This is a genomic window from Streptomyces rectiviolaceus (assembly GCF_039533825.1).
GTDB classification, from domain to species: Bacteria; Actinomycetota; Actinomycetes; order Streptomycetales; family Streptomycetaceae; genus Streptomyces; species Streptomyces rectiviolaceus.
In genome coordinates this window covers 19040-32347 of sequence record NZ_BAAAUG010000034.1, presented here as the reverse complement: position 1 = coordinate 32347, position 13308 = coordinate 19040, and the positions used below count along the sequence as shown (strand labels likewise).

Genomic DNA, 13308 nt, shown 5'->3' with positions numbered 1-13308 from the left:
CCCTCGGAGGCGCTGCGCCCGTCGTCGGCCGCGGCTCCGCCCCCCGAACAGCCCGTGGCGACGGCCATGAGACCCACCGCCGCGGCCGTGATGGCCGCCACCGCCACCGGGGCCGACGACCGCCGTGAGGACGCGCCGCAGGTCGCCGAGGCCCCGGTGGGTGCCGCGGGGGTCTTCCGGCGGCCACGGCCCTGCTATGTCTGCAAGGCTTCGTATCGACAGGTCGACTCCTTCTACCACCGGCTCTGTCCCGCCTGCGCCGCCGACAACCGCGCCCGGCGCGCGCTCGGCACCGACCTGAGCGGGCGACGCGCGCTGCTCACCGGGGGCCGCGTGAAGATCGGCTTCCAGCTGGCCCTCATGATGCTGCGCGACGGCGCCGAACTCCTGGTCACCAGCCGCTTCCCGCACGACACGGAGCGGCGCTTCCGCGCGGTTCCCGGCAGTGAGAAGTGGCTCGACCGGCTCACGGTGCTCGCCGTGGACCTGCGGGACCCGCGCCAAGTCCTCGGCCTGTGCGAGGAGTTGCGCCACGAGGGCGAGCCGCTGGACATCCTGGTGAACAACGCGGCGCAGACGGTCCGTCGGCCGCCCGAGTCGTACGCGGCGCTCGCGGCGGGGGAGTCGGCCGAGCTGGCCGCCGGGGCCCGTGGCGCGCCCGGGTTCCGGCCGATGCGGGCGCTGCAGGGCACCGACGCGACGCAGGGCGCGCTCGCCCTGATCCTGCGCGAGGCCGATCTCCCTCGCGGGTCCGATCTCCTTCGTGAGGCCGACGAGGCGGGCCTGCTGCCCGATCCCTCGCCGGAGAACTCCTGGTCCGCCCGGCTCGGTGACCTCGACCCGGCCGAGGTCCTGGAGACCCAGCTGGTCAACGCGCTCGCCCCGGCGCTGCTCTGCGACCGGTTGCTGCCGCTGCTGCTCTCCTCGCCGCGCCCCCGCACGTACATCGTCAATGTCACGGCGGTCGAGGGCCGCTTCGCGGTGCGCAACAAGACGGCCGGGCATCCGCACACGAACATGGCCAAGGCCGCCCTGAACATGCTCACCCGCACGAGCGCGGCCGAACTCGCCGAGCGCGGCGTGCACATGTGCGCCGTCGACACCGGCTGGATCACCGACGAGAACCCCGCCCCCAAGAAGGACCGCATCGCCGGCGCGGGCTTCCGCACGCCCCTCGACGTGGTGGACGGCGCGGCCCGCATCTACGACCCGATCGTGCGGGGCGAGGCGGGCGCGCCGGTCTCGGGGGTCTTCCTCAAGGACTACGAGGAGGCCGAGTGGTGAATGCGGCTCGCTGAGCGGTCTGCCGAGGGCCCGAAGCCAGAGGGTACGATGCGTCCCAAGGGCGGGGTCGTAGCGCAGAGGCAGTCGCGCCGGTCTCCAAAACCGGAACACGCTGGTTCGACTCCAGCCGCCCCGCCCCCTCACCTCAGCAAATCGCTGTCCCCGGGCCGGTCCCGCCAGGCAGAATCCGCGCATGGCCCAGCCCGATAAGACCGCCGCCCGCTATCTGCTCTCCGACCTCGATCCCCTGCCGTATCCGCGGCGGATGCGTGAGATCGCCGAGAGCGCCCGGGACTTCGCGGGGCGCGGCGCGCTGCGGTCCGTCCTGGAGGAGCTGGAGAGCGGCGGTCCGTACGAGCGAGGGGTGGCCATCGTGCTCGCCTGCGCCGGAGGCGACGCCGAGTGGACAGGCGCGCGGATCGCCGACCCCGACCCCTTCGTGCGAGGTCATGCGCTGCGGGTCGCGGAGAGCCACGGCGTGCCGGACGCCGCCTTCGAGGCCGCGCTCGACGATGCCCCCGAAGTGGTGCGGCGGCAGTTGCTGCGCGCGATCGTCGCCGGGCGCCGCACCGCGCTCGCCGATCGCGTCATCGGCCCGCTGCGGAGCGAGTGGGGTGACGGGGAGGCGGCCAGGCTGCTGCCCGGTTGCTCGGACCCCGTGGTGGAGCGGCTGCTGCCGGGGCTCTTCCATGCCGTACGGGGGTGGCGGCCCTTGGTGAAGCGGCACGCGGGTGTGCTGCTCGATGTCGCGGCGCGCGAGCTCGGCGCGCTGCCCGAGGCGCTGCGGGACGGGTGGTGGCAGCGGTACGCGAAGGGGATCGCGGCAGCCGCGGATTCGGAGCCGGTGCGGGTGCTCGACCTGCTCGACCGGTTCGCGCCCAGCGCGTTCCCTCATCAACTCCGCTCACGTCTTGGCGTATTGGCCGACGCGGCTCCGGGGCGTCTCCTCACGATCCTCGCCGGACCCTGGGGGTGGCCGCTGCGGCGCAGTGGCGCGCTCACGACCTCCGTGCTGCGCAAGCTCGCCCGCTCGGGCGCTCCCGAACTCCTCACGTACGCCCGTACCGTCGCCGACGACTCCGCCGACCTCGCCCGGCTGATGCTCGCCCACGCGCCCGTGGAGCGTGCCGCCGTCCACGCGCGCGCCGTCGAGGGGCGTGGGGCGGGGTTCGTCGACGTCGACGGGGTCCTCCTCGGCGCGCTGCCGCGCAGTGCCGTGGCCGACGAAGCGCGACGGATGGCCGCGCGGGCCAAGGAGCGGGGCGGACACTGGAGTTCGGTGCTGCTCGCCGAGTCCTTCCTGCCCTGCGCCGAGGTGCGCGAGCGGCTCGTCGCGGCGACCCGGCGGCCCGCGGCCGACGACCGTGCCGAGGCGTGGCCGCTGCTCGTCCGCAACGCCGCACGCTCCGGCGAGACGGCCCAAGTCACCGCCGTTCTCGAAGAGATGACCCGGCTCGCGAACGAGCAGGATCCGGTGCGGTCCGCCGCCCTGTCGGCGCTCGCCGAGACCCGGCCCGCCCTCTTCGGGGCCGAGGCCGAACCGTTCCTCGACCGGATCTCCGCGGACGCCGTCGCGGCCCGCGACTCCTCGCACGGCACCCGCGGCAGCCTCAGCCGCCTGGCCGTCGCCGTACTGCGTGAACACGCGGCGGGCGGACAGCGGGAGTTGGTGAACTGGGCGCTGCGCACCCTCGTCCGGATCTCCGGCAACACCGGCGGCGCCGACCTCGGACGCCTCGACCACACCCTGCGCCGCGGCCAGGAGCACGCCGTGTTCGAGGCGCTGCGTCCCTGGATCGAGGCCGGGGCGGAGAAGGCCGACTACAGCCTCGCCTTCGCGCTGGCCCGCGCGGTCGGCCGACGTGCCGCCGGGATGCGGGAGCTGCAGGAACTCCTGTGGCAGGCCATCCGGTTCGGCAGCAACGCGACGGTGTCGCGCGCGATCGACCTGTGGCTCGACCCGCCCGCGACCCGTGACGAACGCGTCGCCCGCGTCCTGGCACAGGAGCCGTCGACGGGCGTGCTCTCCCCGGTCCACTCCGTCCTGTGCGCCCGCCGCACGGACCTGCTCGACCAGCTCCTGTCCGGTACGCCGCCGTACGGGCGGTTCCTGACCAAGGGTGCGGCATGGACCGTGCCGGCCGACGCCCTCCAGATCCGCCGCTGGCTACCACGTCAACAGGAGGCGCTGGCACGGCAGTTGGCGCACGCGGCGAGCGACGCGGGTCTTCCGCAGTGGGACCGCGCCGCGGCGATCGCGCGCGGCGCGGGCATCCCCGGCGCGGGGGATGAGCTGGTCCGCCGCTGGACCGGATCGTCCGACACCGTGCTCGCCGAGGCGGCCCTGGGCGCCCTCGCCCACGTCACGCGCCCCGGGGACGCGCTGCCCGAGCTGCTCGCGCACGCGGGGGGTGAACGGGCGCGGGTCGCGGTGTACGCGGCGACGCGGGCGTCACGGCATGTCCCGCCGTCCCGGCTCGCGGCGCTGTTGCGGGAGGTCCTGTGCGGCCCCGGCAAGAAGGTGACAAGCCGCAAGGAGGCCGCACGTCTCGCCGCCGTCCGGCTGCCCGCGCCCCAGGCGGCGGCGCTGCTCGGCGACGCCTATGAGGCGCTGGACGCCCACCGCGACGTACAGGCGGCGTGTGTCGCCTTCGCGGGCGGGCTGCTCGGTGAAGAGCGCGTGTGGGGGCTGCTGCGGGATGCGGCCGGGGGTGAGGCGGTGCTGCGGACGGCTGTGCTGCGGGTGCGGCCGCTCGATCTGGCGGAGGGACACCGGGAGCGGTACGCGCGTCTCGTGCGCGAGGTGGTCGGCACGGACGACGACGAGGCGGCGGGCCTCGCGCTTGCCGCCCTTGCCCGGTGGGCCCCGTGGTCGCCGGACGCGGCATCGGTCCTCGCGGACGCGGTCGCGGACCTTGACCGGCGGGCCACATGGCAGGTGGCCGCGCGGGGCCTGGTGACGGCTGCGGCGACCGCGCCGCGTGGCGCAGAGGCGTTGTGCGGGGCGCTTGCGGCGCTGGCGGATTCCGATGCGCCTGTGCCGCAGGACCGGGACCTTCCCGCGCGGCGGCGGATCGAGTACGTGGCGCAGACGCTGGCAGACGCCGACGAGGCGTACCGGGCTGTCGCACTCCGCGCGGGCGAGCTTCTTGCCGGGTACGGGGATTTCGTGCCGCAGGCCGCTGAGGTGCTGGCCGGTGCGGTCGCGCTGGACGCGGAGCCCGCCGAGGTGGCTCGGGCCCTGTCGCGGCTCGCCCGGCTGCACGAGGGGCGTCCCGCGCTGGCGGTGCGGACCGCCGAGACGCTGGGGGAGCACCTCGGCGACTTGGAGCGAGCGGCGGACACGGCCCCGCTGCTGCCCGTCGCCCGCATCCTCACCGAGGACGGCGGCCACGCGTCGGGTCTCTTCGCCGTGGCGGCGGTGGAAGCCCTGGGCGAGCGGACGGACTGGGCGGGCCGGTGGCGGGACGTGCTGGTGTCCCTGCGGGGTCACGGCGTCCCGGACGTACGGGACGCCGCGCTGAGGGTGTGCACGTCCTACGAGTGACCTGCGGGATGTTCGGTCGGCCCGCAGGTCAGGGGGGCCTACTTGCCCCGCGCAGCCATCCGCGCCTTGCGAGCGGCCAGCTTCTCGTCGAACTTGCTGGCCTCGGTGTCGAGCCCGTTCATGTACAGGCCGAGCTCCTCCTGCGCCTTGAGACCCTCGGGGCCGAGCCCGCCGATCTCCATGACCTTCAGGTAGCGAAGCACGGGCTGGATCACGTCGTCGTGGTGGATGCGCATGTTGTAGATCTCGCCGATCGCCATCTGCGCGGCGGCCCGCTCGAAGCCGGGCATGCCGTGTCCGGGCATCCGGAAGTTGACGACGACGTCGCGCACGGACTGCATCGTGAGGTCCGGGGCGAGCTCGAAGGCCGCGCCCAGGAGGTTGCGGTAGAAGACCATGTGCAGGTTCTCGTCGGTGGCGATGCGCGCCAGCATGCGGTCGCAGACCGGGTCGCCCGACTGGTGGCCCGTGTTGCGGTGCGAGACGCGGGTCGCGAGCTCCTGGAAGGCCACGTACGCGACCGAGTGCAGCATCGAGTGCCGGTTGTCGGACTCGAAGCCCTCGGCCATGTGCGCCATGCGGAACTGCTCGAGCTTGTCCGGGTCCACGGCGCGCGAGGCCAGGAGGTAGTCGCGCATCACGATGCCGTGGCGGCCCTCCTCGGCGGTCCAGCGGTGCACCCAGGTGCCCCAGGCGCCGTCGCGGCCGAAGAGGGATGCGATCTCGTGGTGGTAGCTGGGGAGGTTGTCCTCGGTCAGGAGGTTGACGACGAGGGCGATCTTGCCGATGTCGGTCACCTTGGACTGCTCGGGCTCCCAGGCCTCGCCGTCCTCGAAGTAACCGGGGAAGTTCCGGGCGTCGGAGAACGGGACGTACTCGTGCGGCATCCAGTCCTTGGCGACCTTCAGGTGACGGTTCAGCTCCTGCTCGACCACTTCTTCCAGGGCGAACAGCAACCGGGCGTCGGTCCAGTCATCCGTGCTGCCGAGTTGGGGAGAGGTGATGGTCACGGGGGCTCCAGGGGGACGGGAGTTTTTTTACGGACTACGTGCGTAGGGGTTACGCGGTAGCACGAGCGGGTGCTACATACCTACGGTGTCGTAGGTTACGTTGCCGTAGGTTAAGCGCTCCGTAAAGTGCTTGCGACAGCGGGGCTCATGTGCCCCTCTCGCCACACCCGTACCAGGACTGGTCAGGCGTAGAGCTCCCTGAGGCGCACTGAGAGGCATGTCACACAGCCTTCGAGCTTCTCGAACTCGCTGATGTCCACGATCACCGGGTCGAAACCGAGGTCCGTGAGCAGCTCCGCGCTCTTGGGCGCGCTCGCCGCCAGAAGCAGCTTCGAACCGCCGAGCAGCACCACATGCGCCCCCGATTCCTCGGGCACCGGCAGGAAGCGCGGGAAGAGCGAGGGGGAGTCCACGAGCGGCGGGTGGCCGATGACCGTGCCGTCCGGCAGCGCCGTCACCGCCGACTTCAGGTGCAGGACCTTGGTCACGGGGACGGCCACGACCCGCGCCCCCAGCGGCTCGAAGACCGCGCGCAGCTGCCGGACTCCGGCGGCGTTCGTGCGCCCGCCACGCCCCACGTAGATCGTGTCGTCGATCTTGAGGATGTCACCGCCGTCCAGCGTGCCCGGCTCCCACACCCAGTTCACGGAGGCTCCGAGCCTGGCCACCGCCTCCTCCACGCCGGCCGTCTCCGCGCGCCGCGACTCGGCGCCGGGCCGGGCGATCAGCGCCACGTTGCGGAAGACGACGACCGCGTCCTCGACGAAGACCGAGTCCGGGCAGTCGTCGGCGGGCTCCACCTCGACCGTCTCCCAGCCGTGCGCCCGCAGCGCCTCGGCGTACGCCTCCCACTGCTCGAGGGCGAGCCCGGCGTCGACCGGGGTCCGTTCGACATGCGTGACCAGGCCTTCGGCGAGGCGCGGGCTCGGACGGCGGATCAGCGCTTTCCTGCTGGGCACGGGATGTTCTCCGTAGGGGTGGAGCGGCGGGGGTGCCCCCGCCCGGCGGGCGCCGGGCCGGGGTGTTGCCGCACATCATGCAGCGTGTGAGGGGTCCAGGCCCAGGTCTCGCCGCAGATGATCGGCGGTGAACGAGCCGTCCGCGTCGATCAGCTGACCCGCGGTGCCCTCGAAGACGACCCGGCCGCCGTGCTTGCCGCCGTCGGGACCGAGGTCGATCACCCAGTCCGCGTGCTTGACGACCTCCAGGTTGTGCTCGACGACGATCACGGTGTTCCCCGCGTCGACGAGCCGGTCCAGGAGGGCGAGCAGGCCGTCCACGTCCGCCATGTGCAGGCCGGTCGTCGGCTCGTCAAGGACGTACGTCGTGCCCGTGCGGTGCAGCTGCGTGGCGAGCTTGATGCGCTGGCGCTCACCGCCCGACAGGGTGCTCAGCGGCTGCCCGAGCGTCAGGTAGGTGAGCCCCACGTCGTGCAGGGCCCGCAGCCGGCGGCGTACGCCCGTGTCGTCGACCGCGGCGAAGAAGTCGAGGGCGCGCTCGGCCGTCATGTCGAGCACGTCGGCGATGGAGCTGCCGCCGACGGTCAGCCGGAGCACCTCCTCCTTGAAGCGGCGGCCCTCGCACGCCTCGCAGGTCGTCGTCACCGGATCCATGAACGCCAGGTCGCTGTAGATGATCCCGCGGCCCTGGCAGCTCTCGCACGCGCCACGGGAGTTGAAGCTGAAGAGCCCCGCCTCCTCGCCGGTCTCCCGCGCGAACAGCTTGCGCAGCGAGTCCATGATCCCGAGGTACGTCGCCGGGGTGGAGCGGCCCGAGATGCCGATGCCCGACTGGTCGACGACCACGGAGTCCGGGTGCTCGGCGACGAACGCCCCCGACACCAGCGTGCTCTTGCCCGAGCCCGCGACGCCCGTCACCGCCGTGAGCACCCCGGTCGGCACACGCACGCTGACGTCCTTGAGGTTGTGCAGATCGGCGCCCTTGACCCAGCGCCCACCGATGGCCTCGCGCGGGCTCTCCTTGACGCCCGTGGAGCGCCGCAGGTGCCGGCCCGTGAGCGTGTCCGCGCGGCGCAGCTCGTCCGGTGTCCCCTCGAAGACGACCAGACCGCCGCCCGTGCCCGCCGAAGGGCCCATGTCGACGACGTGGTCGGCGACGGCGATCACGTCCGGGTCGTGCTCGACGACCAGGACGGTGTTGCCCTTGTCGCGCAGGCGAAGCAGCAGGTCGTTGAGGCGTCCCACGTCGCGCGGGTGCAGGCCGACGCTTGGCTCGTCGAAGATGTACGTCATGCCGGTCAGGCTGGAGCCGAGGTGCCGCACCGTCTTGAGGCGCTGGCCCTCGCCGCCGGACAGCGTGGACGTCTCGCGGCCGAGGCTGAGGTAGCCGAGGCCGATCGCCTCGATCCGCTCCAGTGCAGCTACGGCAGCCGATGCGATCGGGCCAGCGACCGGGTCGTCGATCCGCTCCAGGGCCGCGATGAGGTCGGTGACCTCCATGCGCGAGCAGTCGGCGATGTTCCTGCCGTCGATACGGGTGGCAAGCGCCGCCGCGTTGAGCCGCGCCCCGTCGCAGACCTCGCACCTGCCCTCGACGAGGAAGCGCTGCACCAGGTCGCGGGTCTTCTGGGCGAGCGTCGACAGGTCGCGGTTGAGGTAGAGCCGCTCGAAGCGGTCGGCGAGACCTTCGTAGTCGATGTCCCGCGCGCCGCCGGTGTTGTCGACGTTGACCTTGCCGCTGTTCCGGGCGCCGCGCATCAGGAACCGCCGCTCCGCCGCGGTGAATTGACCCACCGGCTTGTGCGTGTCCAGGTCGGGGGTGTTGGTGTACGTCTGGCCCTGCCAGGTCCCCGCGGCGAACGGCGGGAAGAGGATCGCGCCGCCCGCCAGGGACTTGGCCGGGTCCAGGATGCGGTCGTAGTCGGGCCGCACGGTCTTGCCCAGGCCGTGGCACTCGGGGCACATGCCCGACGGGTCGTTGAACGAGTACGCGGTCGCGGGACCGGCACTCGGTGTGCCGTGCCGCGAGAACAGCACGCGCATCACCGAGTAGATGTCCGTCATCGTGCCCACCGTCGACCGGGAGTGGCCGCCGATCGGCCGCTGGTCGACGACGATCGCGGGCGAGAGCTCCTCGATGGTGTCCGCGCGCGGCCGCTCGTACTTCGGCAGCCGGTTGCGGACGAACCACGTGAAGGTCTCGTTCAGCTGGCGCTGCGACTCGACCGCGATCGTGTCGAACACGACCGACGACTTCCCCGACCCCGATACGCCGGTGAAGACCGTGAGCCGGTCCTTGGGAATGCGCAGGCTCACCTCCTTGAGGTTGTTCTCACGGGCTCCGGTGATGGTGATGTATTGGTGCATACACCCGAAGCTAACCGGAATACCCGACACCTTCTGTCGTGATTTCCTTCATTTCGCCGTCGAGGAGCAGCCAGCGCGTGATGCCGATCGACTCCAGGAACGGCACGTCGTGACTGGCCACGATCAGCGCTCCCTCGTACGACTCCAATGCCGTGGCCAGCTGTTTCACGCTCGCCATGTCGAGGTTGTTGGTCGGCTCGTCGAGCATCAGGAGCTGCGGCGCGGGCTCCGCGAGCAGCAGCGCGGCGAGCGCCGCCCGGAACCGCTCGCCGCCCGACAGGGTGGCCGCCCGCTGATCGGCCCGCGCCCCCTTGAACAGGAAGCGGGCCAGGCGGGCCCGGATCCGGTTGTTGGTGGCGTCGGGTGCGAAGCGTGCCACGTTCTCGGCGACGGTTCGCTCCTCGTCGAGCACGTCGAGCCGCTGCGGCAGGAAACGCAGCGGGACGTGTGCCCGCGCCTCTCCCTCCACGGCTTCAAGCTCTCCGGCGATCGTCCGCAGGAGCGTGGTCTTGCCCGCGCCGTTGCGGCCGACCAGGGCGACCCGCTCGGGGCCGCGCAGCTCGAACTCGCCCTGCACCTGCGCTCCGTAACGCAGGGTCAGCTCGTGCAGGGTGAGCACGGTGCGGCCCGGTGGGACCGCGGTGTGCGGCAGGTCGACGCGGATCTCGTCGTCGTCCCGCACCGCGTCGACGGCGTCGTCCAGGCGCTCCTTCGCCTCGCTGAGTTTCTCCTCGTGCATGATGCGGTGCTTGCCGGCGGACACCTGGGCCTGGCGCTTGCGCTCGCCCATGATGACCTTCGGCTCGCGCTTGGTGTCCCACATCTTCTGGCCGTACCGCTTGCGGCGGGCCAACTTGACCTGGGCGTCGGCTAGTTCGCGCTTCTGCTTCTTCAGGTCGGACTCGGCGACGCGCACCATGCGCTCCGCCGCCTCCTGTTCGGCGGCGAGCGCCTCCTCGTACGAAGTGAAGTTGCCTCCGTACCACTTGATCTCGCCGTCCCGCAGATCGGCGATCTGGTCGACCAGGTCGAGGAGTTCACGGTCGTGGCTGACCACGACCAGGACCCCGGACCAGGCGTCGACGGCCGCGTACAGGCGCCGACGGGCGTACAGGTCGAGATTGTTGGTGGGTTCGTCGAGCAGGAGCACGTCGGGCCTGCGAAGCAGCAGCGCGGCCAGGCGCAGCAGCACGGACTCGCCGCCCGACACCTCCCCGGTGGTGCGGTCGAGGCCGATGTGGCCGAGGCCGAGCTGATCGAGGGTCGCGACGGCGCGCTCCTCGACGTCCCAGTCGTCGCCGACCGTCGTGAAGTGCTCCTCGGCCACGTCGCCGGTCTCAATGGCGTGCAGGGCGGCGCGAGTTGTGGCGATGCCGAGCACCTCGTCGACGCGCAGACCGGTGTCGAGGGCGACGTTCTGTGGCAGATACCCGATGTCACCCGCGACGCGGACGTCGCCCTCGCTCGGCATGAGCTCACCGGCGATGAGCTTCAACAGGGTTGACTTTCCGGACCCGTTGACGCCGATGAGACCCGTCCTGCCCGGACCGAAGGCCGCCTGGAAACCGTCGAAGACGCCCGTGCCGTCCGGCCAGTTGAAGTCGAGCGACGTGCACGTGATGGAGGTGGGGGAAGTAGACATGTGGTCCTCGCGGTTGCGTGAGATGAAGCGCGGTCAAGGGGCAAGCGCGTTTCGGGACACCGCGAGGCGCAACAACAGGACGTGATCAGCGTCGTCAGGGGCGAGGGCAGAAAAATGGGCCCTGTGCCGAGGGACGGCTCGTACGCCGAGGTCGCACGCTACGCACACAGCCGAGCTGTGTGACGCGGTGACTCCAGACCTCAGACGAGCAACGTCCTACTCCTATCGGCGACAACAGAACCGTTATACACCGTAGGTTGCGACCCGGCCCCTGTCAACGACTTATCGTGACCGCGAACAAGGAGGCCCCATGCCTTACGGCTCGCTCTCACTGCCGACCCGGATCTTCCTGCTGGCCTGGGACACCGGTCGCGACAGGATCGCGGGCGCCCCCGACCTGCAGTACGCGGTGCGGGCCTGCGCGCTCGCGGAACTCGCCCAGCGCGGACTTCTCTCGGACGTGGACGGCATCGTCACACCCGTCTTCGGCGCACGCACCGGCGACCCGGCACTCGACGGCGTCCTGGAACTCGTCGAGGAGTCCCGGCCCCGCAAATGGCGCGGCTGGATCACGCACAAGTCCCGCCACACGCTGGACAGCGTGCGCGACCAACTGGCATCCGACGGCTATCTGCGGACGGAGCGCACCCGGATCCTCGGGATCTTTCCCTCCCAGCGGTACGAGCTGGAGCGCGCCGGATACGTCGAGGTCCTGCACGCCGAGGCGCTCGCGGTCCTGCGCGGCCCGGTGCCGGTGTCCGAGGTCCCCGCCGGTGACGCGGCCCTGGTGGTGTGCGCGGCGACGGGCAAGCTGCGCGGCATCATCTCGGGCAAGGACCGCAGGCAGTACGCGGAGCGGCTCGAGGCGCTCACCGACCGCAGCGGAGCCCCGGCTCCTGAGCTGCCCGAGGTGATGCGGACTTTGCGCAAGGCGCTGTCGTCCGCGGTGTCGGCCGCGGAGGCGGCCAGGTCGGGCGGCAGCGGCGGCGGGTGAGGGGCCCGCGGAACCGGTGCGCCGTCGGTCGGCCGTGGGGCTCAGCAGGCGTCGCGCATCAGATCGGCGAGGTCCTGGTCCAGGTCGACGTGCAGATGCTCTTCGCCCGTGGGCACCAGAGCCAGGGAACGGTGCAGGAAGCGGCGCAGCTCGCCGGTGCGGATGTGGACGATCGCCGTGCCCTCGGGGGCGTGGAACTCCACGACCGTGCGGTCGAAGCCGTACGGCCGCACGCGTACGTCGCCGTCGCCCACCGCCCGCTCCATGCCCTGGGCGAGCAGCTCGCGGGCGAAGGTCCAGTAGACCTCGATGCCCTCCAGGGTCGCCGGGGCGGGAAAGCTCATCCGGACGGCGAACGGATCGCCCCGGTCGTAGTGCAGCGTCGCGGGAATGGTCGACATCCGCGGCGCGGCGGCGACGAGGCGGGCCTCTACGGCTTGCTCGATGCTGGTGGACAACGCCTGCTCCCTCAACTACAGCTGGACGACTCCGGTCGGTACTTGGATAGACGTCGGAATGACGGAATCCGTGCACGCGAACACCGAGTGACCTCGGTCACCGCGTGCTCTTCACCGTCTTCACAGGAATCCCGGAAGGAATCATTCGTTCCGGTGGTAACTTCGCCCGCCATGAGGTCCTTGGGGAAGACGAGATGGTCGCGGTCCGTGGGCCGTGCGGTGTCGGTGGGACTGTGCGGGGCGGCTCTCGCCGCGACAGCACTGGCCGCGCCAGGGCTCGCCCAGGCGGCGCCCGCGGCCTCAGGGGGCCAGTCGCAGCGGGGCGGCGGCTGGGATCTCAAGGACAGCGGCACCGACGCGCGCTTCCGCGGTCTGGCCGCCGTCAGCCGGAGCACCGCCTGGGTGGCCGGCGCGAAAGGCACCGTGCTGCGCACGTCGGACGGCGGGCGCAGCTGGCGGAACGTCTCGCCGCCCGCAGCCGCGGAGCTGGAGTTCCGCGACATCGAGGCCTTCGACGACCGCCGCGCGGTGGTCCTCGCCATCGGTGAGGGCGAGGCGTCGCGGGTCTTTCGCACGTCGGACGGCGGGGCGACCTGGACGGAGTCCTTCCGCAACACCGACCCCAAGGCCTTCTACGACTGCATGACCTTCTTCGACCGGAGCCACGGCCTGGCCATGAGCGACCCGGTGGACGGCAAGTACCGCATCCTGTCCACCGCCGACGGCGGCCGCTCCTGGAAGGTCCTGCCCAACGACGGCATGCCCGCCGCCCAGGAGGGCGAGTCGGGCTTCGCCGCCAGCGGCCAGTGCCTGGTGAGCTCCGGCTCCCGGGACGTGTGGCTGGCCACCGGCGGAGCGGCACGCGGACGTGTCCTGCACTCCGCCGACCGCGGCCGCACCTGGACCGCCACCGACGCGCCGATCCCGGCGGGCGATCCGGCGCGCGGTGTCTTCGGCCTCGCCTTCCGCGACCGTACGCACGGCATCGCGGTCGGCGGTGACTACCGCGCCGACCAGCCCTCTCCGAAGGCCGCGGCCACCACCGGC

9 protein-coding genes and 1 tRNA gene are annotated in these 13308 nt (G+C 71.9%); 5 read left to right on the top strand and 5 right to left on the bottom strand.

The genetic code is table 11. The annotated features are described in order from the left end of the window. From ABD378_RS11610 to ABD378_RS11600, 3 genes are all read left to right on the top strand, one after another. Positions 1 to 1284 (top strand): SDR family NAD(P)-dependent oxidoreductase (locus ABD378_RS11610; protein ID WP_344520539.1); only part of this gene is annotated, 1284 nt, incomplete at its 5' end. Between the two features lie 61 nt (positions 1285 to 1345). After that, positions 1346 to 1421, top strand: a tRNA-Trp gene (locus ABD378_RS11605). A 56-nt stretch (positions 1422 to 1477) separates the two neighbouring features. Continuing rightward, entirely contained in the window at positions 1478 to 4831 is a 3354-nt protein-coding gene (locus tag ABD378_RS11600) for a hypothetical protein (RefSeq protein WP_344520538.1), read from the top strand. Positions 4832 to 4869: 38 nt separating this feature from the next. Here ABD378_RS11600 and ABD378_RS11595 read toward each other — a convergent pair whose 3' ends face one another. The 4 genes from ABD378_RS11595 to ABD378_RS11580 form a co-directional block, all read right to left on the bottom strand. After that, positions 4870 to 5841: an acyl-ACP desaturase gene (locus tag ABD378_RS11595; protein WP_344520537.1), complete on the bottom strand. Its 972-nt coding sequence runs from the start codon at positions 5839 to 5841 to the stop codon at positions 4870 to 4872. Positions 5842 to 6023: 182 nt separating this feature from the next. Beyond that, entirely contained in the window at positions 6024 to 6800 is a 777-nt protein-coding gene (gene ddaH / locus ABD378_RS11590) for a dimethylargininase (RefSeq protein WP_344520536.1), read from the bottom strand. 75 nt (positions 6801 to 6875) lie between these two features. Further along, entirely contained in the window at positions 6876 to 9167 is a 2292-nt protein-coding gene (locus ABD378_RS11585) for an ATP-binding cassette domain-containing protein (RefSeq protein WP_344520535.1), read from the bottom strand. Between the two features lie 10 nt (positions 9168 to 9177). After that, positions 9178 to 10809, bottom strand: coding sequence for an ABC-F family ATP-binding cassette domain-containing protein (locus ABD378_RS11580; RefSeq protein ID WP_344520534.1), 1632 nt, complete (start codon positions 10807 to 10809; stop codon positions 9178 to 9180). A gap of 310 nt (positions 10810 to 11119) precedes the next feature. Between ABD378_RS11580 and ABD378_RS11575 the strand changes: the two genes are divergently transcribed. Next, a complete protein-coding gene (locus ABD378_RS11575) occupies positions 11120 to 11803 on the top strand; it encodes a GOLPH3/VPS74 family protein (protein WP_344520533.1) in 684 nt (227 codons plus the stop codon). Positions 11804 to 11844: 41 nt separating this feature from the next. Here the strand turns inward: ABD378_RS11575 and ssgD are convergent, their stop codons facing one another. Further along, positions 11845 to 12261: a spore wall synthesis regulator SsgD gene (gene ssgD, locus ABD378_RS11570; RefSeq protein WP_344520532.1), complete on the bottom strand. Its 417-nt coding sequence runs from the start codon at positions 12259 to 12261 to the stop codon at positions 11845 to 11847. 171 nt (positions 12262 to 12432) lie between these two features. On the opposite strand from ssgD, the gene ABD378_RS11565 reads away from it, so the two are divergent. Further along, positions 12433 to 13308, top strand: an 876-nt coding sequence (locus tag ABD378_RS11565) for a WD40/YVTN/BNR-like repeat-containing protein (RefSeq protein WP_344520531.1), incomplete at its 3' end; no start/stop codon positions are given.